The following is a 24,760-nucleotide window of genomic DNA, read 5'->3' as shown; positions in this document are numbered from 1 at the left end:
TGCCCGATACGGTCTCTTAGCTTAAAAATTGATTGTTTTCGCCACGACCCCGGCGACTGTTCGAGTTTTGTCAGGGAGATTATGGTGGTGACCCTTGCTACGAAGCGGTCTTTTCTGACCAAGGTTGGGACGGTCTACCACCTCTCTCAATATACAAGGTTGGGTTTCGTCGTATCAACCGACAAGATCAACTAAAATTTTTCAAAAATTCGGTGGGTTGGGTTAAGGAACGCAACCCAACAAATTAAAAGATAATGGTGTTAATTAGTTTTGGAAAGGGGATATTTTCTGTGTAGAAATGTTGGGTTTCCTTTCGTCAACCCAACCTACAAGATCGGCGATCGCCCCTTCTCATCCCAAAAAAAAACGATCGCCTCTCCCCATCATCAAAAAACGATCGCATTACAAGATCGGTGATTGCGCTCCTCCCAAAAATGATCGCCGCTCCTTCTCAAAAAACGATCGCCTTTTCTCATCCCCAAAAAGCGATCACACTCATCCCCAAAAAGCAACCGCATTCCCAAACAGCGATCGCCCTCTCAATTAAAAGCAGGTTAAGTTAAACAAAGTGCAACACAACCTAACTAGAGATCGCAATTATTCCTTGTACTCTATTGTAAGTTTATAACTGCTTTTTCCTTTTTGTCCCAGTGTTATATTTACGTTTTCACTGGTTTCTAAACCTTTTAAATCAATACCTTGAACTATTTCGCTGTTTAATTCTATCTCAAATTTTTTCACATTATTCTCTCTTCCTGCTCTAATGATAGTTGCAATATTTTGAGCATCATCACTGGTAAGAGATACTGGCTGGGAAAAAATTCTTACAATTCCTACTGCTGCACGTATAGCAAGATACTCAAGTACTATTAGCAATGTCATAAAAGTTATAAATAGACTTATTCTGTAGTGCGATCACCGATTTTGTAACTAGGGTTAACGAATACAACCCGATGATAACATCATTGTCGAGTTACTGCAATCATTCTCTCTGACAAAGTTTGATCGCCAAATTTTATCACCTCAACCCAAGCAACAGATCGGCGATCCAGCCATATTCTGGATAGGACTACTTCAATAACTCGATTTCCCCTGGTCGCCAAGTCTTATCAAACCAAGGCTCAAGCAGGCCATAAAGTCGAAGAATCGTGTTCCAACCCGTTTCAGGAATCGTCTGCACCCAATTATTTTCCTTACCCGCAGGCGGTTTCGGCCCGAAATAGATATCCACAGAGCCATCGGCATTAACCAAAAGTCCCTTTGTCTGACTACCGACACTGGGAAACTGTTGATCCGTCTGAACCTGCGATCGCGTCTGGTTACTGTCAAGAATCACTGACCAGAATAGTAGCACGCTAGGATGTTTTAGCGTAACGCAGAATAATTACAAATTCATCATGATTAAAAGCAAAAAAGCCCGTTAAGTAGCTATTTTTTAAGTCAAGACGGCAATTAGCGATCGCGCCTCCTGATCAAAAAGCGATCACACCATGAGAAGAAAACCTGATCGCACTAAAGTCCAAAATAATCGCAAATCAGATAATTATTGTTAAGAAAACAATTTGGTTTGTTACATTTCATTAGCGTACCCTACAGGATCACCGACCATACTAACTGGTTGCTTGTCGAGAGCAATTTCAAATAAAAATTCAGGGGCAAAGTCTGCTCCGTTTGGCCATTCTATTGTCCGACTATTGACATATACTTTTTGAAATAAACTCTTATCTTTTAAGGGTTCAAAGATTTCTCCATACAATTCTTGTTCTAAATCTACAATCCCTTCTATTCCATTATTAAAGGTTAGCTTTAATTGATACTTATCCAGATATTCCACACAGATAACATGAAGAAATAGCTCCTTTTTAGGGAAGGGGATCGATTCTGTTAAGAGGTTTTCTTTGACGCGCATTTTCCCAGTTCTCCAATAGTTCAGATTGGTGTAGATCAAGCCACTCCCATATTAAATTTAGTCCTCTTTTGGGCATTTGACCACAAACTTCACCTGTGTGAATCATTATAACCGCTTCATAATCTTGATACTCGGCATGGATATGAGGCGGATTGTGATCGTTATAGTTCATGGTGATTTTTATTCCATAGAAGCTTGATAGAGTGGGCATGAGTAAGAATAGTAATCAAGGTTGCTTTCTAAAAGTTTTCCCCCTATTGTAAGCGATCGCCCCTCCTTCTCAAAAAACGATCGCCTCTTCTCATCCCCAAAAATGATCGCCCTTTCTCATCCCCAAAAAGCGACCACACGATGAAAAGAGATTAATTTGTCTAAAAATTTGCTAGACTGGGGGCAATAAAGGCTTATTTTAAAGGTGGTAAGTCAATGTGGTGGCAAAGTTCTCGATTAGACCGTATTGAAGCCAATATGGAGCGTATTGATGGAAGAATAGAACGTCTGGCGGAAATCAGTGAAGCAACGAATCGGCGTATTGATCGGTTTGTGGAGGCTACTGCTCAACAAATGGAAGACTCTAAGGCTCGTATTGACCAACTGCAAAAAGGGATGGAACAGCTTCAGCGTGCAGTTGGCTATTTTTTAAGTCAAGACGGCAATTAGTGATCGCAATTCCCCCAAAAATGCTCTATACAGTGCTTAATGCTTTGATTTTCGCTATCTCTGTTTCTAAGTTGGGAAGTTTTTGATTATATTTTTGGGCTGTTTCTAACCATAAATCTTTTACCATCAGTAATTCTTGTAGGGTTTCTTCTAAGGTTTCACCCTGAGCCAAACAGCCAGATAGTGCTGGAATTTCAGCGACAAAACCGCCTTCTTCACAGGGATAAATAATAATTGGATAATTCATCTTTAGTTATCTCCGATGATTTCAAGGACTCGACGAATATAAACAGATTTTACTTTTTTATTATGAACAGGTATGACCAAAATAATATCATTTCTTTTAAAAATGTGATGGCTACCTGTAATTCTATCAAGGGAAAACCCTTCTAATTCTAGCAGTTGACAAACATCGTTGAATCTTGCGTTATTAGGACTATTCTTGAGTAGTTCTAGTAGTTTATCCCTTTTAGACACGAGTGAATGCCATTCAACAATGAGCTTGAGCAAAAATCCATTTTAACCCAAAGGGAGAAAACTTTTAACAATACACTTGTTCTAACATAGCGGTAGTGAGAGATTTTTGGCCGTGATAATAGAGACGACGATTGAGACAACCGATCGATTTAACATAGGTAGATAGGGTTCCCAGATCATGGGAAATAATTAAAATGGTCATCCACTCATTCAATTCTTGCAACAGGGAAAAAATACTAGCACGCATTTGGGGATCGACACTAGCAGTGGGTTCATCTAAAATCAAGAGACGGGGTTCTACCGCTAAAGCGCGAGCGATATAAACCCGTTGGCGCTGTCCCCCCGAAAGTTCAGCAATCGACCTTTTTTTCAACGCTAACATTCCCACACTATCTAAAGCTTTATCTACCCTTACCTCATCTTTTTTACTATAGCCTTGCCAGAGTTTTTTGCTGCTCAATCTCCCCATTTTCACCACCTCACCCACAGTGATGGGAAATGAGCGATCGCATTCGACAAACTGCGGCACATAACCGACTAATTCCCGACCTTTTTCGACACTTTGCCCCAAAATACTGACTTCTCCCCGCCAAGGTTTAATTAATCCCAGTAAAACCTTAAGGAGGGTAGTTTTTCCTCCTCCATTCGGGCCGATAATTCCCAGGAAATCTAATTCTTCAATGGTTAAATTAATATCTTCGAGGATAGGTTCCTGTTCGTAGCCGGCCCAGAGATTATTAATGGTAATGATCGTTGACATATACAAGCAATTACTGATTTAAAACTGTGGCCATTTTTTGGGAAACTTGTCGCAGGTTTTCACTCCAATTTTGAGCAAAGGCACTGATAGGGATTACCTGTCCCCCAATTTCCCTAGCAATAGTTTCGGCACTTTTCTGACTAAATTCTGGTTGAGTAAAAATAACTTTAATATTCTCTTTTTTGGCCTGTTTGATTAGTTGACTTAACTGGGCAGCACTGGGTTCATTACCGTCAATTTCGATCGCAATCATCTCTAAACCGTAATCTTGGGCAAAATAGCCCCATTCGGGATGAAATACCATAAATTTTTTGTTTTTAATCCCTGCCAAGTTTTGCCGAATTTCTTGATCTAATGCGTCTAATTCCTGACTGAATTTTTCCAAGTTAGCCCGATAGATAGCTTCCTGACCGGGATCGAGTTGTGCTAGGGTTTGATAAATAGTCTTTGCCTGTGCTTTGACTCGTTTTGGGGATAACCAAATATGGGGATCTAGGGTGTTTTTTCCAGCTTGCTCTGTTTTTGCCTTGGCATGATCATGATCGTGATTATGATCATGATCATGATCATGTTCTGCTGTCAAAGGGATTTTATCTACCCCTTGACTGGTATCGACGATTAACATCTGTTGGTTAACACTGTTTAAGCGATCTTTCCAGGCATCTTCTAAGGATACACCAATTTTAAAATAGGCTTGCGATCGGGCTGTGGTTTTTAATTGTTCGGGTTTTGGTTCATAGGTGTGGGGATCTGTCCCGGGTTGAATCATGGCATTAACACTGACTCTATCACCGCCGATACGTTTGACAAAATATTCCTGCGGTACGATACTCACTGTCACCTGTAAGGGTGTCTTTGCTTCCTCTTCCTTGACCGAGGGACCACTACAAGCTGTTAAGCTGGCTATAGTCAGGGTTAAAGCGATCGCTGTTAACTGGAAATTTTTACCCATCGGATTAACTGAGTCTGATTATGATTCTGATCTTATCACAGTCGGTGAGAATCGTTATCATTCTGAAAATATTTCGGTATAGATGTACTGGTTTTTCGTCCTTCGATCTTTCGCTCCCAATTAAAAATTTTCTCTTGCTAACTAACGCTTGACATGATATTATATAGACAATGGAAAATCCGTGCGCCTGCGACCCCCCTCTGGTCAAGTCAAATAAAGCCCAAAAAAATTAACCCCAAAAAGTAGTGGGTAAACTGGAAACTGATACTCGTTAAGACTGCACCGGAGTGCCGGAGTTGGGAGAGGAAGCCTGAGCATTTGTACTAGAACTCCCAATAGGCAGTATAAATTCAGGAGAGCTTAACTAGAGCTTGCTGAATAAATCTAAAAACCGTGTTGGGTAAGACTTTTAGACTTTTTGGGAAATCAAAAAGTACCGGACATGGGAGTGATCGGGGGGAAAATTCAGGGACTTTTTCCCTGAAAATTAGGTAATTGACCCCCTCAAAATCGGTAAAACCCTACACCCCACACCCTACCCCCACGAAAAACTTTTTGCCGCAAACCCTAACCAAAAACCGAGTGCCGATCACTAAAAAATGACTTTTGCCTCCGTTATTCGCAACATTGAAAAATCGCCATTAACTGCCGAACTTATCCAAAAACTGGAGAAAAACGGCAATTTAACCCTAACTGGCCTTGCCCGCTTACCGAAAGGATTAATCAGCACAGCTTTCGCCCGTTGTCAAGGAAAAAATCTTTTAATTATCTGTGCCAATCTGGAGGAAGCGGCACGTTGGGCGGCACAATTAGAAGCGATGACGTGGAAAGGTGTTTTCTTTTATCCCACCTCGGAAGCTTGCCCCTACGAGAGATTTAATCGGGAATCCGAGATGATTTGGGGACAGATGCAGGTATTATCGGCCCTTCGACGTAGCTCAGGACAAGCTCTAATCAGTCATCAAGAGGCTGGAATTGCGATCGTTACCACCGAAAAGGCCCTGCAGCCCCATTTACCCCCTAGAGAGGTTTTCGAGCAGTATAGCGATAATTTTGCGGTAGGAAGGGTTATAGAAGCCAAAAACCTCGATCTAACCCTAGCTAGATTAGGATATGAACGGGTTTCACTGGTAGAAACCGAAGGGCAATGGAGTCGTCGCGGCGATATCGTTGATATTTTCCCAGTTTCGGCCGAATTACCGGTCAGGTTAGAATTTTTCGGCGATGAATTGGAAAAATTGCGAGAATTTGACCCTGCCACCCAAAGATCCCTCGATTCTATCCCCAATCTGCTTCTTACTCCCACTAGCTTCGCAGCGATGATTGCCCCTTCTCTTCCCCCCACAGTGGCCGATTATTTGGAGGCTGAAGAGCGAGAAAAATTGGCTAATGGCATTTATCCAGAGGGAATTGAGCGATTTTTAGGCTTGTCCTTCCGTCAACCTGCCTCTTTATTGGATTATCTCCCCGAAAATACTCTTATTGCCTTTGATGAACTGGAAAGCTGTCAAGCTAGAAGCGATCGCTGGATAGAATATATTGGGGAACGCTGGCAAGAGATAGAACCAGCTTTACCGCAAATTCACCGTTCTTTTGGCGAATCTCTGCAAATATCGGTTAAATTTCCCCATCTCTACCTCTCAGAAATAGACGATCACCTCTCCGAAAATAGTCTTAATCTCTCCAGTCGTCCGATTCCCACCAATCCGGGGCAATTCGCCAAACTAGCGGAAATTTTACGGGGAAAAAGAGAGATTTATAGCGGTATTAAAGTAAATAAGTACGCTACATGGTTAATATCTGCCCAACCCTCCCGTACAGTCTCGTTATTACAGGAACACGACTGCCCGGCCCAATTTATCCCCAATCCCCTCGATTTTGGGGCGATCGAGCGCTTAATCATTCAAAACACCGCTACAGCCCTAAAATACTCAGGATTAGCTGAATTAGAAGGTTTTATCCTCCCCACCTATCGCATAGTCGTCGTTACTGATCGAGAGTTCTTCGGGCAACATCTTTTAAATACTGCCGGTTACGTCCGCAAACGTCGGCAAGCAGCCTCGGTACAGGTGGATGTGAATAAACTCCGTCCCCTCGATTTTGTAGTACATAAACACCATGGCATCGGACAGTTTATCAAACTAGAAAAGCAGGAAAGCACAATTAGCGGAGTAGTGCAAGGTCGAGATTATCTAGTTATTAAGTATGCTGATGGATTATTGCGGGTTCCTGCCGATTCTGTTGATAATCTCTCCCGTTATCGTCATACAGGTAATCAAGAGCCTGAATTACATAAAATCTCTGGCAAAGCGTGGGAAGCGACGAAAGCTCGCGTCAGGAAGTCAGTTAAGAAGTTAGCGGTTGATTTAATCAATATTTACGCCCAACGCGCCCAAAAATCGGGTTTTGCCTATCCGATGGATAATCCCTGGCAGCGGGAGTTAGAGGATTCTTTTCCCTACCAACCCACTGCTGATCAACTGAAAGCGATACAGGATGTGAAACGGGATTTAGAAAGCGATCGCCCGATGGATCGCTTAGTCTGTGGGGATGTGGGTTTTGGTAAGACAGAAGTGGCGATTCGTGCTATTTTTAAAGCTGTCACCACGGGTCATAAACAGGTGGCTTTATTAGCACCAACAACGATTTTAACCCAACAACATTATCACACCCTAAAAGAACGTTTTGCTCCCTATCCTATTAATGTGGGTTTATTAAATCGTTTTCGCACCAATTCCGAGAAAAAAGATATCGTCCAGCGCTTGAAAACGGGGGAATTGGATATAGTGGTGGGGACGCAGTTGTTATTAAGTAAAGCGGTGGAGTTTAAAGATTTAGGATTATTGGTGATCGATGAAGAACAGCGTTTTGGTGTCAATCAAAAGGAAAAAATTAAGGCTTTTAAAAGTAATATTGATGTGTTAACCTTGACGGCAACACCGATTCCCCGGACTCTTTATATGTCCCTTTCTGGGGTGCGAGAAATGAGTTTAATTACCACACCTCCCCCCTCTCGTCGTCCCATCCAAACCCACCTTTCTAGTTATAATTCTGATGTGATTAGAACGGCAATTCGCAATGAATTGGATCGGGGGGGACAGATTTTTTATGTAGTACCCAGAATCGAGGGAATTGAAGAAAAAGCGGCAGCAATTCAAGGGATGATTCCGGGTGCTAGAATTTCCATTGGTCACGGTCGTATGGATGAGGCTGAATTAGAGACCACCATGTTAGCTTTTAATAATGGGGAAGCGGATATCTTAGTCTGTACGACTATTGTGGAGTCGGGGTTAGATATTCCCAGAGTTAACACAATTATCATTGAAGATGCCCAAAAATTCGGTTTAGCGCAACTCTATCAACTGCGGGGACGGGTGGGGCGATCGGGAGTACAAGCGCACGCTTGGTTACTTTATCCAGCTAAGGGAGAACTAACAGAAACCGCTCGGGAAAGATTAAAGGCAATTCAAGAATTTACCCAGTTAGGATCGGGGTATCAATTAGCGACTAGGGATCTGGAAATTCGCGGCGCTGGTAACTTATTGGGTGCGGAACAATCGGGACAAATGGAAGCGATTGGTTTTGATCTATATATGGAAATGTTACAGGAAGCTTTGCGGGAAATTCAAGGTCAAGAAATTCCTCAAGTGGAGGATACCCAAATCGATCTGAAATTGACGGCATTTATTCCTAATGATTATATATCCGATCCGGAGCAGAAAATGGATGTCTATCGGGCGATCGCTACTGCTAATTCTCAGAAAACTTTAGGACAAATTGCTGCGGATTTAGTGGATAGATACGGGGCAATTCCTTCCCCAGTGGCACAATTATTTAAGGTAATCGAGTTAAAACATCTGGCTAAATCCCTCGGTTTTTCGCGCATTAAACCCGATGGAAAACAGCATATTATCCTAGAAACTCCTATGGAGGAACCAGCGTGGAAATTATTACAAGAACACCTACCCCAACATATACAATCACGCTTTGTTTATAGTCCCAAACAGGTGACGGTTAGGGGTTTAGGAACGGTAAAACCACCACAGCAGTTAGATAGTTTATTGGAGTGGTTAGCTAAGTGTAAAGATGGTTTACCGAGGGGGAATTAGACTAAATCCTGTTTAAAAAGTATAGGAGAGTGGGTGATGGGGAAAAGATAATCAATAAGAGTAATCTCCTGACTCCTATACTCTAACTGCTATAAAAAGCACCTCATATCTAGGAGGTGCTTTGGGGACGGAGAGAGAGGGATTCGAACCCTCGTTAAAGTTACCCCTAAACAGCATTTCCAGTGCTGCGCCTTCAACCGCTCGGCCATCTCTCCAATTTAGGTCACGATCATCCATCCTACAGCAAATGCTGCCGATCTGTCAAATTATTTTTCTTTTTCCGACGATGACCGATCAGGTTAGGGACTTGCGCTTTGATAATGTACCTTTTGGGCGAACGCAGTTCGCCCCTACATTGTGGACAAAATCCGTTACTGTAGGGGCGCAAAGCTTGCGCCCTCCGATCGATTGGGATATTATTCCCACGCAAGTCCCTAAGCATACCCTAGATATTGATTTAAGATTGCGGCTGTAGCTAGACCAGTTTTTTGCCAACTAAACTCATCGGCCCGTTTTTTGCCTAGATAACTTAATTTTGACTGTAATTGTCGATCTTGAGCGATAATTTTTAGGGCATCGGCTATGGACTCGACTCGATAGGGATCGATTAAAATTGCCGCTGTTGCCGTGACTTCGGGCAAAGATGACAAATTTGAGGTAATGACGGGTGTACCGCAGGCCATAGCCTCTAAAACGGGCAATCCAAAGCCTTCCCAGAGACTGGGGAAGACTAAAGCAGTGGCTTGACTGATAACTTTGGGTAGGTGATCGTAGGGGATATAGTCGAGGAATTTAATGCGATCGCTAACTGCCAATTCTCGCGCTTGTTGTTGTAAATTCGGGGTATAACGGCGATCGAAGCTGCCGGCAATCCAAAGATGATAATCGCTTAAATCTGGGGGCAGTTGGGCAAAAGCGGCGATTAAACGCGGTAAATTTTTATAGGGATTGGGACGACCGAGATAGAGAAAATAGGGATGTTCTGGCTTATTATCTTCCATAGGACGAAAGTGATGATGATCGTAGGCTAGGGGAATTGAAGTAATTTTATCGGCGGGAATTTGATAATATTCAGTGATATCTTTGGCCGTTGCCTGAGAGTTACAGATAATATGTTTTGCCTGTTGTAATACCTGCGGCACATAATAACGGAAATATTGGGTTAAGGGGGAAGTAAAACTGGGAAACCTTAGGGGAATTAAATCGTGGACCATGACGACAAAGCGACAGGGAGAATTTATCGGCGCTTCTGGGAGGGGAGAAAAGAGTAAATTGGCGTTTAATTGTCGGTAAATTGACGGTAACTGCCACTGAGTCCAGAGTAAGCGTTTTAAATGACCTTTCGCTCCTCGATCAGGGCCGAGACCTTTGGGGATAGAATAACAGTTAAAGTCGGGATAACTATTAGCTGTTAGTAGGGTTGGTTCTAAATGTTTCAGGTAGGGTAAGAGGTTAAGAATGTAGGTACTGATTCCCGTGGGTTGGGGAAAAAGTACCGAGAGATTAATTAATAGGTTATGCTTTGTATTCACTAATTACCCTGTTGATATTTGCTGAGGATTTCTGAGATATATTGGTAGCCTTCCAGTCCAATAGATTTAATCAGGGAGGAACGTTCCTGACTGAAAGTCTGTTCAAAAGCTGCGATATTTTTGCCGCGAATAACTGTTAATAGACTAGCAGCTTGTCGCCATTCCACTGCACCGATTTCGTGGAGCCAATACATTCCTAGAGAACCCATATAAATTGCCTGTTCAAAATTTTTGTCTTGATAGTAAGCTTCGCCTAAATAAGTTAGTAATAAACCTTGCAGATATACATCTCCGTAGTATTTGGCCGATTCCAATCCTTGTAGGAGAATATTAATCGCATCTTGGGTTCTTTCGAGGACAAGATATGCTAAACCTAAACTGCTACAACAAAGGGATTTACTCTGCCAATCTTGGAGACTTTCCGCTAACTTTAATCCCTGCTGTAAATACTCGATCGAACTTTGATAAATTTCGGGATCATATCTCTCTAACTGTTGCGCTTCCTGTACCTGACTATAACCCAAATTAGCTAAAGCGTTAGCCTGTCCTAAACTATTACCCTGTTGACGACTTAAAATTAAGGCTCTCTGACTTAAATTAATCGCTTCTGTATAGTTTTTTTGGATAGCATTGAGACGGGATAAATGGTTTAAATTAGCTATTTCACAAGCAGAGTCCTGTTGTTGACGAGCAATTTCTAAAGCTTGTTGATGACATTCTCTGGCCTGTGGATAGTCGCCGCGAATGCGATTAGAATAGGCAATTAAAGTTAAAATTCTCGCCTTTTCTCCCGTACCTTCCACATAACGCAGAGGAATTGATAAATAATCTAATGCCTCCTTGAGATAACTGCCAGAAAAGGAGGCGAAAATTCCTCCGTATAAAGGAAAATAATCCCGTTGAGCAAAGGTTCTCAGAATTTGTAAAGCCATCTGAAAACAGCCGCGACTATAGAGAGAATTTTTACTAACTTGCTCGAAACTATTGGTTAACAGCGACCAAATTAAAGCAAAGGTGAGAAAGGTAGAAATAGATAATTTTGCTCCCAGTTTTTCGCTATAGATACGCTGATCAAAAAAGTTAATTAGTCCCCTTTGGATATATTGAAAAACAATGGCAGTTTCTACCCAATCGGTTAAAGTTAAATCCTGGGTGAGAGAATCAAAAGCTTGTTGATTAGCTAAACTTTCTAAGACTCGTTTTAACCAAGAGGGATTAACTTTACTTGCCCAAATTTGCCAGGGAGTCACTCGCTCATTATCATTAGTAAAACCAAGATGGCGATTTTGTTCGTAGAGCCAACTGGTGAGATCATTCGATAAATTTGACCAAGTATTTAACCCCAGATTAATCCCCGTGGCAATTTGCCATAAATCCGCTTCTCCTCGCTGGTGAGAAACTGTCTGTAAATTCTTGGCTAACTGTTGTAATTGTTCTAGGGTTAAAGCATTACTTTGATTGGGATCAATTAAATTCACTAAAGTTAGTAAACGATCCTCTCGATCGATTTTCACCAGATTATCGATCGCCGCTGCAGTGAGAGAATTTTGCTGATTGGTTTTTTGATATTTTTCCCATTCACTTTCGATCGTTTCCAGGGTCCGCAAAACCCTAGTCGCTTTAATTTTTGTTTCTAACTGTGAGCGAGTAATGATAATTTTTTCAGTTAAACAACGCTCAAAAATTTCTCCTGTGCCATTTTTTACTCCCTCGGACAAAAGGTTATAAACCTGTGATTTAGCTCTAATTTTTCCTTCTAAAGTTAGATTGACAATGCGCTCAATTAGTGCATTATAAGTTTCGTTGAAGTTATCTCTATTTTCTGTCATAAGTGTTTTTTCAGTTATCAGTAAACAGTAATCAGTGAAAAGACAGTAGTAAGCTTCTAAGCTGTACTGAATTTAAACTGCATATTGGAAAATTTAGTACAAATGCTCAAACTTCCTCTCCCTACTCCGGCACTCCAGTACAGTCTTAACGAGTAATTTATATAGTCAGCAGCTTATCAGTTATCAGATGTGAGTTTTCAGTTCACCGACTACTTTTTGGGGTTAATTTTTTTGGGCTTTATTTGACTTGAAAAGGGGGGGTCGCAGGCTGGCACGGATTCCCATTATATAAGAAATTATCTGTCAAGTCGTGGGGTTTTGTCAAGCTTTTTGGAAAAAAAATTAACCGATAGTCTTAACGAGTAATTTAGATAGTCAACAGCTGATTTAATGCTGCACACTTAAAACTTAAAACTTAAAACTTAAAACTTAAAACTGATAACTGATTCAAGACTGACTCCTGTTGACCAAAGTGATTACTGTCACTTCGGGGGGACAAAAAAGACGACCAGGGAAATAGGTTCCTAAGCCTCGATTCACATATAATTGATTGTCCCCGACTCGATGAAATCCCTCGGACCATTGCCAGTATCGGACTACTTTGCTAAACTCCCGATAAAGGGGAACCCATGGACGATAGGGTTCGGGTAGTGATCGCCTAAGTTCCTCTAAAATTATCGGTAGGGAACCGATACCCGGTATAGTCACTTGACCTCCGTGGGTATGACCGGATAACTGCAAATCCACGCGCCAATCCTTTAAAATCATGGCTGTATCGGGATTATGGGAAAGGACGAGTCTGGGTATATCGGGGGAAATTTGCTCGAGGATTTGCGGTAAAAATTCCCCAGACCAATAATCGGCCAATCCGACGATGGGAAAATTTTCGCCGTAGGGTGTGACGATTTCATTCCAGAGTACCCGAATTCCTACGCTAGTTAAGGCTGATCTGACCGTTTCCCTTGCGTTGGGAAGATAACTGTCATGATTTCCTAAACAAGCATAAATACCCCCTTGACTTTTGAGAGCTTTTATGCTATCTGCTAGGGCAAAAATTGGCTGGGGACTATCGGTAATAAAGTCCCCCGTCAGGAAGATGAGATCGGGTTTTTCCTGATTAGTAATGGCGATCGCTTCTTGCAGGACAGCTTCAGGCAAATGCTCTTCATCGCAGTGCAGATCTGACCACTGCACCAACTTGATCCCTTGCAGATGTGCCGGTAGGCCAGCAATTGCGATCGTTAATCTTTCTACCTGTAAGGATTCTAACCAAAAGGGTCGCATCGGTGAGCCGTTGTCGGTGAGTAGTTACCAGTCTATCAATTATTTGCCGATGGGGTTGCTGGGGGACGCTTCCGCAAACATCCCTCTCTTGAGGATTAGCCTGGAAATTTACTGATAATTCTCTCCATAGCGGCCTCGACATTGGCACGACTATTAAAAGCCGATAGCCGGAAATAACCCTCTCCGGCAGCCCCAAAGCCAGATCCAGGAGTTCCCACCACATTACAGGTATGTAGCAGTTTATCGAAGAAATCCCAACTTGATAGACCCTGGGGCGTTTTTACCCAAACGTAGGGCGCATTTACGCCACCATGGACTTCTAAACCGGCAGCGGTTAATTTTTCTCGGATAATTGTTGCATTTTGTAAATAAAACTTGACAAGTTCTTGTACTTGTGCTTGTCCTTCCGAGGAATAAACCGCCTCGGCCCCCCGTTGGACAATGTAGGAAACGCCGTTAAATTTGGTCGATTGCCGACGATTCCACAGTTTCCAGAGTTGCACATCGCTGCCGTCGGCCGCTTTGGCCATCAGACTTTGGGGAACCACGGTTAAAGCGCAACGGGTCCCGGTAAAACCGGCATTTTTAGAAAAAGAGCGAAATTCGATCGCACATTGCCGCGCTCCCTCGATTTCGTAGATGGAATGGGGTAAACTGGCATCGGTGATAAAGGCCTCGTAGGCCGCATCAAAAAAGATAATCGATCCGTTGGCCCTAGCATAATTGACCCAAGCTGTCAAGTGTTCTTTGGTAGCTGTGGCCCCGGTGGGATTATTGGGAAAACAGAGATAGATTAAATCGACTTTTTCCGCCGGAATCTGGGCAGTAAAGTTATTTTCGGCGGTAATTGGCAGATAAATCAAGCCCTCGTATTCGCCGCGTTTGTTGACCTCTCCCGTGTGTCCGGCCATAACGTTAGTATCGACGTAAACGGGATATACTGGGTCGGTCACGGCGATCGAGTTATTATCCCCAAAAATATCGAGAATATTGCCCGTATCGCACTTAGAACCGTCGGAAATAAAGATTTCATCGGCATTTATCTCACAACCGCGAGCCTGAAAATCATGGACGGCGATTTTCTCCCTTAACCAAGCATAACCCTGTTCGGGCCCGTAACCCTTAAAGCTAGAGCGATCGCCCATTTCCTCCACTGCTTTGATCATGGCCTCGCGACAAGCTAGGGGCAAAGGTTCGGTGACATCCCCAATCCCCAGACGGATAATATTAGCATCGGGATTGGCTGCCGCAAAAGCTTGGACTCGTCGGGCAATTTCTGGGAAAAGATAACCCGCTTTTAGTTTTAAGTAATTACTGTTAATGGTTGCCATAATTATTATTCTCGTTTCAGTCGCAACCTTTAATTCTATAATAGTCGGTCATCGGCCGTTAGTTTCGATCGCCCTCCTTGATGGACTAGGATTGGGTGTGGCCTGTTGTCTTTCGATATACAATCAGAGAAAAACCTCTTAATAACTGACATTAGTATGGGTGAATCAAAACGTCGTCAATCGGCCCTGGGTGATAAGTATGGACAGGAAGAAAATATCCTGCCTTGGCTACCAATTACCAAAAGTCAAGCAGCCCAAGCTTACAAGTTAACCACTAGGGGTGCCTGGATTGGTATAGGAGTTTTAGCCGGGGTTTGGGTGGTTATTCGCTTTGTCGGGCCAGCTTTCGGTTGGTGGAATGTCCAATAACTGGTTAGGGACTTGCGCTTTGATGGTGGTAGCTTTTTCTTTTTTTAGCCAATACAGCGCTTCTGTTCCCCCCTGAAAGGTTACGGTTAATTAGGGTTTGCTGAATAAATCTAAAAACCTTGTTGGATAACGCTTTTAGACTTTTTTTCCCTCAAAAAGTGCCGACCTTTGGAGTGATTGGGGGGAAAATTCAGGTACTTTTTTTCTGAAAATTAGGTAATTGACCACGGCTCGACTGAGCTTCGCCGAACGCCCTGAAAATAGGTAAAACCCCACACCCCACACCCCACACCCTACCCCCACGAAAAACTTTTTCAGCAAGCCCTAATTAATTGGGCCGAAAGATTACCTGTGATGATAACATGGGCTTTACTTGTCCCAGCCATTGCCAAGATTTGCCCTTGTATATATTCAGGTTTAATGGGGCTAATTTTCTCTATTTCTAGATAGTCTTTGGGAGTAAAATAAGCGTGACTTTTACTGGCTGTCATGGGGTTTATTTTGCTTATTGTTGGTTTTCTAGCGGACAATTAAGCCAAATAATTGAATCTAAATCAGTCTGATTGCCTTCAGTAATTAGCTTTCTTATCAGTTCAATATAATTAAAATTACTCTCGAATAAAACAAAACGTCTATCTAAAGAAGCGGCCGCTAGTCCCACGGTTCCTGAACCAGCAAAAGGATCTAAAACCACATCACCTTTAAAAGAGTAATAGGTAATCACTTTTTCTGCCAATTCTACGGGAAAAGCGGCAGGATGTTTTGAGTTGGTGACTGGGTTAATTTTCCAGACATTAGTGCGTTCATAACCATCGGCAATTTTTGAGGCTTTTACTACTTCTTGATCGGGATGATTGCGAATATGCCAATCGATGAGTAAATCCGTGTGTTTACGATAGACTAAAACGTATTCAGTCACCGGCACGGTTTTGTATTGGAGAGGGTTTCGATCGGCGGCAAATCTGCGCCCTCTACCAGTTGCCCACCCTGCTCCCTCTGGTTTTAGCCAAATAATATCATCAATAAAATCGTAACCTTCTTCAATAAAAATTCGATGCAAATCAAAGGGAACAGCAATACGTTTAGAAGCTTGATTACGCGAAGCACGACGCAATAGCACGGGAGAAATATTAATGACAAAAAAACGTCCTTCACTCAAAACTCGATGACATTTTCTGATCACCTGTCGCAGCTTCAATAGATAGCTTTCGTATTCTTCAAATTCCGAATATTCTGGACGAGCATTAAAATAGGGTGGTGAGGTAAAGATTAAATCAACACTTTCTGCGGGCATTTCCTCCAAAAGTTCGCTACAATCACCAAATCCGATGGTATTTCTCAGAGAGGAAAGCTTATATTCTTTTTTAGTTTTCTTGGGGGTTTCTAATTTAGATTCATCCTGTTTTAACAGACGAGCGATAATAATTTCAGTCCGGGTTGTCCTATCGGCTAAAATTTCGGTGGTGTAGGCATCGATCACCACTTCCCCAACGGTTTTTTTCTGGTCATTACATAGAGGAACTCGCCAAATATGATATCTGTCATCCACTTCTGGTAAACCTAATTTAATCGCATTAACTAAATTTATTTCCCGCAACCAATTAAGGACAATTTCTTTAGCTTCTGCCACCGTGCGAAGCAGATAACCGCGCTTGTCCGATACCAGTTCTTTTTCCATGTCATTACTCTAGTTCTCTCTAGAATTCTAGCTGATCATTATCCAAAAAACTAGGAGAGTCTCAAGATAGAAATTGGCCACCCTTTAAAAATTCCACATTTCTAAGACTTTTCCCGTAATTGTTTGATTTAACCAGAAAGTATTATGACTGAGGGAGTGAAGATTATTTGCCGTTACTTTCCAGCTTGCTTGGGGATGAAAAAGAATTGCTTCCGCGGGATTGCCGGGGGTAAGAGATGCTGGTTTTTGTTGTAAACAATGACAGGGATTGAGACTAAGCGCTTGCCATAATTGTAAAGCTGATAATTGTCCGGTTATTACTAATTTTTCCCAGAGTAGCGGTAAAGCTAATTCTAACCCGATCGCGCCGGGGGGTGCTTCTGCAAAAGAGACGGTTTTTTCTTCGTAGGTATAGGGACGATGATCGATCGCGATTGCGTCGATAATTCCCTCTTTAATTGCCGCAATTAACGCCTTGCGATCGCTTTCGTTGCCCAAGGGTGGAGCGAGGTGTAAACTGGGATGGTAGCTGGCGATCGATCCTGTATTTAAGAGGAGATGCAACCACGTCACACTAGCGGTTATCGGCAATCCCCGCATTTTTGCCTCGCGAATTAATTCCACTCCTCGACGGGTAGAAATTCGCATGATGTGAACAGGTGTATTAATTTCGCCGACGATTTCTAAAATTGTGGCTAAAGCAGTGGTTTCAGAAATAGCAGGATCTCCGGGTAAACCGAAGCGAATTGAGGTTTCTCCCTCGCGCATGACTCCATTACCCTTTAATTGCTGATTTACGGGGGAAAGGGCGATATTTTGACCGAAGGGTTTTAGGTATTCCAATAAGTGCCGCAACAGTCCCAAATCTTCTAGACCGCGATTATCGGTAAAACCCACCGCTACAGGCATTAAATCGGCTAATTCGGTCATTTTTTGCCCTTGTCTTCCTAGGGTGAGACTTGCCCAAAAATGCAGACGAGTCGATTTTGAGTCAAAAAACCCTTGACTTTTTTCCTGTAATGTGCTAATGAGTGCGGGGTGATCGAGAGGGGGGAGAGTATTGGGGAGAATTGCCACCCGGGTGCAGCCTCCGGCCGTGGCCGCTTTGAGCAAAGATGCGAGGGTTTCTCGGTCTTCGTGGCCAGGTTCCCCGGAATGACTGTAGAGATCGACTAATCCAGGAGCAAAAATACAGTTTTGACCAGAAATATAGTTACTATTTTCTCTTGGGGGAAGCTGGGATTCGATCGCTTTAATTACCCCCTCCTCAATCCAGACATCGGCAATGCGATCGGTTTGTGTCAGGGGGTCAAGGACTCTAACCTGTTCTATAATTGTCGAGGATTGGCTATTCACGCAGACTAATTAAAACGTCATTTTTTCCTTTGGCAGTATATCACGTTAAGTAAAAAGTAAAAAGCAAAAAAGCTGAGTTGTCGGTTAGGTTGGGGGACGATAAGTTAGAATATTGATCGACTACGGTTTTAATCTTTATTTTAATTGGCTGGCCTACCCTAGGGAGAATTGATAGCCGAATCATGCAACTAGAACTTTTCGATTCTAATAATTTAGAAGAAATTAATCAGGGAACCCCGCGATTAGTTTCTTTTCGAGATTTAGTGCCAGAAATCACCAGCACCAGTTATCTAACCCATGGCATCTATTATTATCCTGCCAAATTTATTCCCCAAGTGGTGAGATTTTGCCTTGATAATTACAGTAAAAAGGATGATTGGATTATCGATCCTTTTGCGGGTTCAGGTACGGTGGGTTTAGAGGCTAAACTTTGTCAAAGAAATGCAGTTTTAACTGACCTGAATTATCTTTTAAACCATATTATCCCGATTAAGATCACGGAACAACAAGAACCATTGAGTTACTCAGAGTTAGATAAAAAAATCTTAGAAGTTTTTGCCAGCAAGGATAAATTTATCCCTCAGTGGTCAAATTTAAACTATTGGTATCCAGAGGAGATTTTAGTAGTTTTACAGAAACTTTGGGCAGGTCAAAAAAGTCTAGAACCTGATTTGTATTCCCAGATCATTCAAGCGGTTTTAGTGAAAGTTAGTAAACAGTTTTCCTATGCAGAACATACGAAACCAAAATTATTTCAATCGAAATACAAAAAATCAGATATACAAGAACTATTACAAAGAGATTGGCAAGAGGAATTAAAACGAACGATTAAAGATATGAGTTTTGAAACTTTAACCAGCGTCAATCAATATATTACCGTAACTTGGCATAATTGTAATCAAGTGCTTTTTTATGGAGGAGTAGATAGTGCCACTTTTGAGATCGAGCAAAATCTAGAGTTAGATTGTTTAATTAGTTCACCCCCCTATCTGCAAGCACAGGAATATATCAGAACAGCAAAACTAGATTTATATTGGTTAGGATATACAGAAAAAGAAGTACAAAAAATCTCTAAGCTAGAAATTCCCTACCGACAGGCTACCAGATTAATCGAAACCGAAACCTTAAATCAAGTGAGATCGAGTTTAGAGAAAGAGAATTTACATAAAATACTCGATTCCTATTTTTGTCACACCATCAACGCTTTAGAAAATGCCACCAGAAAATTAAAACAAGCTGGGAAAGCTTGCATTTTTGTCGGTAATCCGAAAGTGGATGGAGTGGAAGTAGAAACTTGGCGAATATTAGGGGAATATTTTCAGGAAAATGGCTTTATTTTTAATACCGTCTTTGAGGATAGAATTAAAACCAGACAATTATTCAAATCTCGCAAGAATAAAAATCCTGATGGCATGAAATCCGAATATTTACTAATCTTAGAGAAAAGGTAGGTCTAGTTTATAGCGTTTCCCATTCACAAAAGGTACATTCTCGATCTTGAAAAGCTTAATCAGCAAAACTTTAAGTGTGCCGTACAGGTACGAGAACCCCTATATTATGTGTAAAAAACTATGTATCTAAGCACAATTAATTACACATCTAAGCCACTACTCCGTCAGACTTCTGTGGTGGTGAGCAAACAGAGAACTGAAAACTCAAATCCGATCCCTAATAGCTTTATCCCGTCTCCCGTCTCCTGTCTCGACTAGGAAATTAATTTTGCACGACTACTTATGTAAACAACAGGCTTCGATCGTTGAGATAGCGATCGCCCTTGAGGTTCGGCGATTGCAGCTTGGGTAAATATTTAGGGACTTGCGCTTTGATAATAGAGTTCTTGCATAATTAATTCTTGAGAGTTCAAAAATGACAAAAATAGACATAAAACTGCATAAAATGCCTAAATGGAGCATTTAATCGATTAATGCTTATTCTTAATTCTCCCGACCACCGGCTCCTAACCCCACCAACAAACTTTTTGCCGCAAACCCTAGCTTAACACCATAGTTCGGGAACCCGTACCGATCGAGCAGTTGTCAGGGGGCCTTGTATTTCGGTAAATTAGCACTCGGAAGGTAAGAGTGCTAATCTGGAAAAGACACTTACCCAAATACAAGACAAACGGAGGATATTCCATGGCTGCAGTCAGCATCAACGTAACTACTGTTAAACCCCTAGGCGATCGAGTTTTCGTTAAAGTTAGCCCCAGCGAAGAAAAAACCGCCGGTGGTATTTTCCTTCCCGACGCCGCTAAAGAAAAACCCCAAATCGGGGAAGTCGTGGCCGTCGGCCCCGGCAAACGCAACGATGACGGTAGCCGTACCCCTGTAGAAGTAGGTGTGGGTGACAAAGTTCTCTACTCCAAATATGCCGGAACCGATATCAAACTTGGTGGCGAAGAATTCGTTCTCCTCTCCGAAAAAGACATTCTTGCCGCCGTTTCCTAATCATTTACCCTTGAAAACCCCTATTTTGCACGAATAACGATACATTATGGCTAAATCTATTATCTACAACGAAGATGCTCGTCGCGCCTTAGAAAAAGGCATGGATCTTCTGGCCGAAGCGGTAGCCGTCACCCTTGGCCCCAAAGGTCGTAACGTCGTCCTCGAAAAGAAATTTGGCGCACCCCAAATCGTCAATGATGGCATCACCATCGCTAAAGAAATCGAACTGGAAGACCATATCGAGAACACCGGTGTGGCTTTAATTCGCCAAGCCGCCTCAAAAACCAACGATGTAGCGGGTGATGGTACAACTACCGCCACCGTTCTCGCCCACGCTATCGTTAAAGAAGGTTTACGCAACGTCGCCGCCGGTGCTAACCCGATTTCTCTGAAAAAAGGGATCGATAAAGCTGCCGATTTCCTCGTCAGTCAAATCGCCAAACACGCGAAACCCGTAGAAGATTCCAAAGCGATCGCACAAGTGGGCGCTATCTCTGCCGGTAACGATGATGAAGTCGGTCAAATGATCGCCTCGGCCATGGATAAAGTCGGCAAAGAAGGCGTAATTTCCCTAGAAGAAGGGAAATCGATGACCACCGAACTAGAAATCACCGAAGGGATGCGTTTTGACAAAGGTTATATCTCTCCCTACTTTGTCACCGACACCGAACGCATGGAATGCGTTTTTGAGGATCCCGCTATTCTGATTACCGACAAAAAAATCGGTTTAGTACAGGATTTGGTTCCTATTCTCGAACAAGTGGCCCGTCAAGGTAAACCCCTAGTAATTATCGCCGAAGACATCGAAAAAGAAGCTTTGGCAACCCTAGTGGTTAACCGTCTGCGCGGTGTTCTTAACGTCACTGCGGTGAAAGCTCCCGGATTTGGCGATCGCAGAAAAGCGATGTTAGAAGATATCGCCGTCTTAACCGGTGGTCAAGTCATTAGCGAAGATGCGGGTTTAAAACTGGAAACCACTAAAATTGACAGCTTAGGTACGGCCCGTCGTATCACTATGAACAAAGATACCACCACCATCGTGGCCGAAGGAAACGACGTGGCAGTGAAAACCCGTTGTGAGCAAATTCGCCGTCAAATCGACGACACTGATTCTTCCTACGATAAAGAAAAACTGCAAGAACGTCTGGCTAAATTAGCCGGGGGTGTGGCAGTGATTAAAGTCGGTGCCGCTACCGAAACGGAAATGAAAGACCGCAAATTGCGCCTAGAAGACGCAATTAACGCCACTAAAGCAGCCGTAGAAGAAGGTATCGTCCCCGGGGGTGGTACTACTTTAGCTCACCTGGCTCCCCAATTGGAAACCTGGGCTAAAGAAACCCTACACCATGAAGAATTAACCGGTGCTTTAATCGTTTCTCGCGCCATTGCTGCCCCCTTAAAACGGATCGCTGAAAATGCCGGCCAAAACGGTGCAGTTATTGCCGAACGGGTGAAAGAGAAGCCCTTTAATGTCGGTTATAATGCCGCTACCGGTGAGTTCTCCGATATGTTTGAGGCGGGTATCGTTGACCCCGCTAAAGTGACTCGTTCTGCCCTACAAAATGCCGCTTCTATCGCCGGTATGGTTTTAACTACCGAGTGTATTGTGGTGGATAAACCGGAAAAAGAAAAATCCGCTCCTCCCGCCGGCGGTGGTGACTTCGACTATTAATAATTAGTCTGTTTTTTCTGGACTCGATCACTTAAATGCGATCGAGTTTTTTTTAATGAAAAAACATCACTCTGGGTTAAGAGTTAATCGGCTAGGATAATATCAAGGTTTTACCCGAACTCATATCGCTATAGATTTTACCGACTCGTTTGATCGATTCTACGGTTCTCATTCACTTGAATTTGTTTGAGGTTTTCTAAATCTTGAATCTGTCGGATCTCTGGCAGTAATTCCAGTCCTTCGATTCCGAATTTTAACTCTAGTCCTAATTCGATACTGTTAAAAATTTCTCTCCGAATTCCTAAGTCTGTTGCTTCTTTGAGGATTTCGTAATACGACGAGGATTCTCTTAAGATTGCCATATCCCACCTTATGATCTCTGTACCGTTGCGCTGTCCAGTACATAAGATATGAAATTCTTGAATAATGTGGAATGTGGGGACTTCACTTTAGCTCCATCCCCCCCATCATCCCAAGAAGCGATCAAGATAGCCATTTAAAAAATACTAAAATTGATTTCAATGGCTGACCCGATTAAAACTAATGTTCTACAAATCACGATGAGATTTGCCACGAAAGGAGGGTATTTTTGGACAATTTTGTTGTTATAGAGATCGTAAAGATATCCTAACCACTCCTCCCTCCTGTCTTTTGGCAAAATGAGGGCGACAGGTATGGCTAACCACCGAGTTGTCCAAGACTTCCGATACAAAACCTCCATAATGTGATTGACAACGGCTTCCGACTCAGACGGGTTTCCAATGGAGGAGATTGTGCCTGAACTCTTGAATGCCAGACATAGTTCTTTCTCCCAATTGGGTAAGGTGATAATACCTCCTTCTCGCACCGCCTCTGTCATCGGGACGCTCATCTCCCCATCGAGATTTGATAAGTCCTTTTTCTTCCAGGCTGTGAAGAGTAGGATAGAGAGAGCCAATACGGAGCTTTCTGTGTCCCCCACTAGCATCTGCGATGGACTCAATAATTTGCAATCCGTATAACTCTTTATTTTGAAGAGACAATAGAACAAGCTCTTCATTAGGAGTAACAGAAACTGGTTTTGGGACTGCTCTTGAGACTGGTTTTGCGGAATTAATGTCATGGGGATTTCCTCCATTATTTGGGTTTTGATCGCCCCCTGAATCAGGGCAATACTGATTAAGTGTGCATTTCATGGTAAAGTTTCTCCTTGCAATCCCTTGAATTAATAAATTATGGTACTTTGACGTTATGGTTCTTCTGGTTTCTGTGTGGAAACGAGGTCTATACTGATAGTTTCTTCCGCCAAATAGCGATTAAAGTTTTGCCCGATAAGCATTTCACCTTACATAAGCAAAAATTATCACACAAAGTCGAGAAGAGCCACATTATTCTCGCTCCTAAAATTGAACGCAACAAGATCCCGTTAGAAAAAAGCCCAGAATAGTGTTAGAACAAGTCGAGGATAAGTTTGACTTTGTTGTTGATCGCAAACCACGAATAAATTTCAGGGACTGGCGGATACAGGTACAGGCAATGGTGTAGGTAGTTAATAATAATTGTCGTACTTCCACTTTGCCTTCAACCTTATCTGTCCAAATTTGCCCGCTTATACTTATAGGGTTGATTTCTGCCACACTAAATACTAAGGTCAAGGTGTTTTGCAATGCCATTAAGGTTGTCAAGGTGTTTTGCAATGCCAATAAGGTTAATTGCTTATTCCGAATCAAGAATTCTCTCGCCTCCTCAATCATGTCTTGCTTTCTGTGACTGATGATGTGATCTAAGAGCCGTTTAAATTGAAATGGGTTTACGAATTTCGCCTCATTCTCAATCAAGAAGCTTACGAATGCCTCATTCTCAATCAAGAAGCTGTAGGTGCTGTCTTCGCGCATCATCAAGAAGTCTTTCGCCTCATTCTCAATCAAGAAGGTGTCTTGCCCCTCATTCCCAATCAAGAAGTCTTTCGCTTCATTCTTAATCAAGAAGCTGTCTTGCCCCTCATTCCCATACATGGTAAACCCCATAGAATCAAAAACTGGCGGGGGAAACAAAACATCACCGCTTGACCGAGCATTAATTTCCAGCCTGATATCCTTGAACTGTATATCAGCAAAAGCTACGGACTCTATAAAAGCAAAAGGGGCTGAAGCCAACATAAATGCTGCCTTCGCGCATTGTTTTAATTGTTCGTTCATTAATAGTTCTCTCCTGGAAGCTGATCTTATTCTAAGATACCTTAGAAAAATGATATTTGACAAGCGGACGCTACTAAGACTACCTCGGCCGATGGCATCAATTCTTTCACCAAATTTTTATAGGGCAACCAAAGGTCTATGCTGACTTCTTCAATTTGCTCTAACACCTCTTTTCCCCAGCCTGTAAGCGTTTTCCTCAATTCTTCTTGTGTTCGCTT

The 24,760-nt window shown here is 42.5% G+C and carries 25 protein-coding genes, 1 tRNA gene and 1 pseudogene; 7 read left to right on the top strand and 20 right to left on the bottom strand.

From position 1 onward, the window contains the following. The coding region (locus PN470_RS08365; RefSeq protein ID WP_271937635.1) for a hypothetical protein at positions 1-195 on the top strand (195 nt) is incomplete at its 5' end. A 402-nt stretch (positions 196-597) separates the two neighbouring features. Here the strand turns inward: PN470_RS08365 and PN470_RS08360 are convergent. The 4 genes from PN470_RS08360 to PN470_RS08345 all read right to left on the bottom strand — a co-directional run bounded on the left by PN470_RS08360 (position 598) and on the right by PN470_RS08345 (position 2,120). After that, a complete protein-coding gene (locus PN470_RS08360) occupies positions 598-882 on the bottom strand; it encodes a hypothetical protein (RefSeq protein ID WP_004163554.1) in 285 nt (94 codons plus the stop codon). 187 nt (positions 883-1,069) lie between these two features. Next, a complete protein-coding gene (locus PN470_RS08355) occupies positions 1,070-1,354 on the bottom strand; it encodes a DUF1214 domain-containing protein (RefSeq protein WP_271937633.1) in 285 nt (94 codons plus the stop codon). A 216-nt stretch (positions 1,355-1,570) separates the two neighbouring features. After that, positions 1,571-1,909 carry a DUF2442 domain-containing protein gene (locus PN470_RS08350; RefSeq protein WP_002737024.1) on the bottom strand — a complete coding sequence of 113 codons (339 nt, stop codon included), beginning with the start codon at positions 1,907-1,909 and terminating at the stop codon, positions 1,571-1,573. Continuing rightward, on the bottom strand, positions 1,863-2,120 hold the full coding sequence (locus PN470_RS08345) for a DUF4160 domain-containing protein (RefSeq protein WP_002792623.1): 258 nt from the start codon (positions 2,118-2,120) through the stop codon (positions 1,863-1,865). The genes PN470_RS08350 and PN470_RS08345 overlap by 47 nt, the downstream gene beginning before the upstream one ends. Positions 2,121-2,335: 215 nt before the next feature. Here PN470_RS08345 and PN470_RS08340 point away from each other — a divergent pair, with 215 nt between their 5' ends. Further along, positions 2,336-2,569: a hypothetical protein gene (locus tag PN470_RS08340; RefSeq protein WP_016514908.1), complete on the top strand. Its 234-nt coding sequence runs from the start codon at positions 2,336-2,338 to the stop codon at positions 2,567-2,569. 25 nt (positions 2,570-2,594) lie between these two features. On the opposite strand, the gene PN470_RS08335 is transcribed toward PN470_RS08340, so the two are convergent. The 4 genes from PN470_RS08335 to PN470_RS08320 all read right to left on the bottom strand — a co-directional run bounded on the left by PN470_RS08335 (position 2,595) and on the right by PN470_RS08320 (position 4,758). Further along, positions 2,595-2,816, bottom strand: a complete 222-nt coding sequence (locus PN470_RS08335; protein ID WP_002744564.1) for a type II toxin-antitoxin system HicB family antitoxin — start codon at positions 2,814-2,816, stop codon at positions 2,595-2,597. 2 nt (positions 2,817-2,818) lie between these two features. Continuing rightward, positions 2,819-3,046, bottom strand: a complete 228-nt coding sequence (locus PN470_RS08330) for a type II toxin-antitoxin system HicA family toxin (RefSeq protein ID WP_072926196.1) — start codon at positions 3,044-3,046, stop codon at positions 2,819-2,821. Positions 3,047-3,110: 64 nt separating this feature from the next. Continuing rightward, positions 3,111-3,806: a metal ABC transporter ATP-binding protein gene (locus tag PN470_RS08325; protein ID WP_002744560.1), complete on the bottom strand. Its 696-nt coding sequence runs from the start codon at positions 3,804-3,806 to the stop codon at positions 3,111-3,113. Positions 3,807-3,816: 10 nt separating this feature from the next. After that, positions 3,817-4,758: a metal ABC transporter solute-binding protein, Zn/Mn family gene (locus PN470_RS08320; protein WP_271937628.1), complete on the bottom strand. Its 942-nt coding sequence runs from the start codon at positions 4,756-4,758 to the stop codon at positions 3,817-3,819. Positions 4,759-5,357: 599 nt separating this feature from the next. Between PN470_RS08320 and mfd the strand changes: the two genes are divergently transcribed. Then, positions 5,358-8,867: a transcription-repair coupling factor gene (gene mfd, locus PN470_RS08315; protein WP_271937626.1), complete on the top strand. Its 3,510-nt coding sequence runs from the start codon at positions 5,358-5,360 to the stop codon at positions 8,865-8,867. A gap of 128 nt (positions 8,868-8,995) precedes the next feature. Here mfd and PN470_RS08310 read toward each other — a convergent pair. The 5 genes from PN470_RS08310 to PN470_RS08290 all read right to left on the bottom strand — a co-directional run bounded on the left by PN470_RS08310 (position 8,996) and on the right by PN470_RS08290 (position 14,843). Beyond that, positions 8,996-9,082, bottom strand: a tRNA-Ser gene (locus tag PN470_RS08310). A gap of 219 nt (positions 9,083-9,301) precedes the next feature. Beyond that, positions 9,302-10,399: a glycosyltransferase family 4 protein gene (locus PN470_RS08305; protein WP_271937624.1), complete on the bottom strand. Its 1,098-nt coding sequence runs from the start codon at positions 10,397-10,399 to the stop codon at positions 9,302-9,304. Then, positions 10,399-12,228 (bottom strand): tetratricopeptide repeat protein, encoded by a 1,830-nt coding sequence (locus tag PN470_RS08300; RefSeq protein WP_271937622.1) that lies wholly within the window; start codon positions 12,226-12,228, stop codon positions 10,399-10,401. The genes PN470_RS08305 and PN470_RS08300 overlap by 1 nt, the downstream gene beginning before the upstream one ends. A gap of 447 nt (positions 12,229-12,675) precedes the next feature. Continuing rightward, complete coding sequence (locus tag PN470_RS08295) at positions 12,676-13,512, bottom strand: metallophosphoesterase (RefSeq protein ID WP_103111139.1); 837 nt, start codon at positions 13,510-13,512, stop codon at positions 12,676-12,678. 95 nt (positions 13,513-13,607) lie between these two features. Next, the gene (locus tag PN470_RS08290; RefSeq protein WP_272104279.1) at positions 13,608-14,843 is read right to left on the bottom strand and encodes an LL-diaminopimelate aminotransferase; all 1,236 of its coding nucleotides are present in this window, start codon (positions 14,841-14,843) and stop codon (positions 13,608-13,610) included. Positions 14,844-14,999: 156 nt separating this feature from the next. Between PN470_RS08290 and PN470_RS08285 the strand changes: the two genes are divergently transcribed. After that, on the top strand, positions 15,000-15,212 hold the full coding sequence (locus tag PN470_RS08285) for a DUF2839 domain-containing protein (protein ID WP_002737353.1): 213 nt from the start codon (positions 15,000-15,002) through the stop codon (positions 15,210-15,212). Positions 15,213-15,526: 314 nt separating this feature from the next. Here PN470_RS08285 and PN470_RS08280 read toward each other — a convergent pair whose 3' ends face one another. The 3 genes from PN470_RS08280 to PN470_RS08270 all read right to left on the bottom strand — a co-directional run bounded on the left by PN470_RS08280 (position 15,527) and on the right by PN470_RS08270 (position 18,246). Continuing rightward, positions 15,527-15,703, bottom strand: coding sequence for a Uma2 family endonuclease (locus PN470_RS08280; protein ID WP_004160009.1), 177 nt, complete (start codon positions 15,701-15,703; stop codon positions 15,527-15,529). 14 nt (positions 15,704-15,717) lie between these two features. Beyond that, positions 15,718-16,890: a DNA-methyltransferase gene (locus PN470_RS08275; protein WP_271937616.1), complete on the bottom strand. Its 1,173-nt coding sequence runs from the start codon at positions 16,888-16,890 to the stop codon at positions 15,718-15,720. Positions 16,891-16,974: 84 nt separating this feature from the next. Further along, on the bottom strand, positions 16,975-18,246 hold the full coding sequence (locus PN470_RS08270) for a dihydroorotase (protein WP_272104277.1): 1,272 nt from the start codon (positions 18,244-18,246) through the stop codon (positions 16,975-16,977). Between the two features lie 182 nt (positions 18,247-18,428). Here PN470_RS08270 and PN470_RS08265 point away from each other — a divergent pair, with 182 nt between their 5' ends. The 3 genes from PN470_RS08265 (at position 18,429) to groL (ending at position 22,365) form a co-directional block, all read left to right on the top strand. Then, entirely contained in the window at positions 18,429-19,697 is a 1,269-nt protein-coding gene (locus PN470_RS08265; RefSeq protein WP_272104275.1) for a DNA methyltransferase, read from the top strand. A gap of 684 nt (positions 19,698-20,381) precedes the next feature. Beyond that, entirely contained in the window at positions 20,382-20,693 is a 312-nt protein-coding gene (gene groES / locus PN470_RS08260) for a co-chaperone GroES (RefSeq protein ID WP_002737272.1), read from the top strand. Between the two features lie 46 nt (positions 20,694-20,739). After that, complete coding sequence (groL, locus tag PN470_RS08255) at positions 20,740-22,365, top strand: chaperonin GroEL (protein WP_271937613.1); 1,626 nt, start codon at positions 20,740-20,742, stop codon at positions 22,363-22,365. A gap of 137 nt (positions 22,366-22,502) precedes the next feature. On the opposite strand, the gene PN470_RS08250 is transcribed toward groL, so the two are convergent. The 4 genes and pseudogenes from PN470_RS08250 to PN470_RS08235 form a co-directional block, all read right to left on the bottom strand. Continuing rightward, complete coding sequence (locus PN470_RS08250) at positions 22,503-22,727, bottom strand: hypothetical protein (protein ID WP_002759485.1); 225 nt, start codon at positions 22,725-22,727, stop codon at positions 22,503-22,505. Between the two features lie 384 nt (positions 22,728-23,111). Continuing rightward, positions 23,112-23,540 (bottom strand): PadR family transcriptional regulator, encoded by a 429-nt coding sequence (locus tag PN470_RS08245; RefSeq protein ID WP_271937610.1) that lies wholly within the window; start codon positions 23,538-23,540, stop codon positions 23,112-23,114. A 204-nt stretch (positions 23,541-23,744) separates the two neighbouring features. Further along, positions 23,745-24,542 (bottom strand): calcium-binding protein, encoded by a 798-nt coding sequence (locus tag PN470_RS08240; protein WP_272104273.1) that lies wholly within the window; start codon positions 24,540-24,542, stop codon positions 23,745-23,747. Between the two features lie 77 nt (positions 24,543-24,619). Continuing rightward, positions 24,620-24,760, bottom strand: a pseudogene (locus tag PN470_RS08235) (transposase); the annotation flags it as partial.

It is taken from the genome of Microcystis sp. CS-574, assembly GCF_028329095.1.
In the GTDB taxonomy this organism is placed as follows: domain Bacteria; phylum Cyanobacteriota; class Cyanobacteriia; order Cyanobacteriales; family Microcystaceae; genus Microcystis; species Microcystis ichthyoblabe_A.
The sequence above is the reverse complement of the archived record's forward strand: the minus strand, read 5'-3'. Positions and strand labels throughout refer to the sequence as shown.

Bases quoted from the DNA above. Each gene is read 5' to 3' on its own strand.
- PN470_RS08350 (WP_002737024.1), bottom strand. From the start codon at position 1,909: ATGCGCGTCAAAGAAAACCTCTTAACAGAATCGATCCCCTTCCCTAAA.
- PN470_RS08285 (WP_002737353.1), top strand. From the start codon at position 15,000: ATGGGTGAATCAAAACGTCGTCAATCGGCCCTGGGTGATAAGTATGGA.
- PN470_RS08250 (WP_002759485.1), bottom strand. From the start codon at position 22,727: ATGGCAATCTTAAGAGAATCCTCGTCGTATTACGAAATCCTCAAAGAA.
- mfd (WP_271937626.1), top strand. From the start codon at position 5,358: ATGACTTTTGCCTCCGTTATTCGCAACATTGAAAAATCGCCATTAACT.
- PN470_RS08290 (WP_272104279.1), bottom strand. From the start codon at position 14,843: ATGGCAACCATTAACAGTAATTACTTAAAACTAAAAGCGGGTTATCTT.
- groL (WP_271937613.1), top strand. From the start codon at position 20,740: ATGGCTAAATCTATTATCTACAACGAAGATGCTCGTCGCGCCTTAGAA.
- PN470_RS08360 (WP_004163554.1), bottom strand. From the start codon at position 882: ATGACATTGCTAATAGTACTTGAGTATCTTGCTATACGTGCAGCAGTA.
- groES (WP_002737272.1), top strand. From the start codon at position 20,382: ATGGCTGCAGTCAGCATCAACGTAACTACTGTTAAACCCCTAGGCGAT.
- PN470_RS08325 (WP_002744560.1), bottom strand. From the start codon at position 3,806: ATGTCAACGATCATTACCATTAATAATCTCTGGGCCGGCTACGAACAG.
- PN470_RS08300 (WP_271937622.1), bottom strand. From the start codon at position 12,228: ATGACAGAAAATAGAGATAACTTCAACGAAACTTATAATGCACTAATT.
- PN470_RS08345 (WP_002792623.1), bottom strand. From the start codon at position 2,120: ATGCCCACTCTATCAAGCTTCTATGGAATAAAAATCACCATGAACTAT.
- PN470_RS08265 (WP_272104275.1), top strand. From the start codon at position 18,429: ATGCAACTAGAACTTTTCGATTCTAATAATTTAGAAGAAATTAATCAG.
- PN470_RS08335 (WP_002744564.1), bottom strand. From the start codon at position 2,816: ATGAATTATCCAATTATTATTTATCCCTGTGAAGAAGGCGGTTTTGTC.
- PN470_RS08280 (WP_004160009.1), bottom strand. From the start codon at position 15,703: ATGACAGCCAGTAAAAGTCACGCTTATTTTACTCCCAAAGACTATCTA.
- PN470_RS08295 (WP_103111139.1), bottom strand. From the start codon at position 13,512: ATGCGACCCTTTTGGTTAGAATCCTTACAGGTAGAAAGATTAACGATC.
- PN470_RS08320 (WP_271937628.1), bottom strand. From the start codon at position 4,758: ATGGGTAAAAATTTCCAGTTAACAGCGATCGCTTTAACCCTGACTATA.
- PN470_RS08245 (WP_271937610.1), bottom strand. From the start codon at position 23,540: ATGAAATGCACACTTAATCAGTATTGCCCTGATTCAGGGGGCGATCAA.
- PN470_RS08340 (WP_016514908.1), top strand. From the start codon at position 2,336: ATGTGGTGGCAAAGTTCTCGATTAGACCGTATTGAAGCCAATATGGAG.
- PN470_RS08240 (WP_272104273.1), bottom strand. From the start codon at position 24,542: ATGAACGAACAATTAAAACAATGCGCGAAGGCAGCATTTATGTTGGCT.
- PN470_RS08275 (WP_271937616.1), bottom strand. From the start codon at position 16,890: ATGGAAAAAGAACTGGTATCGGACAAGCGCGGTTATCTGCTTCGCACG.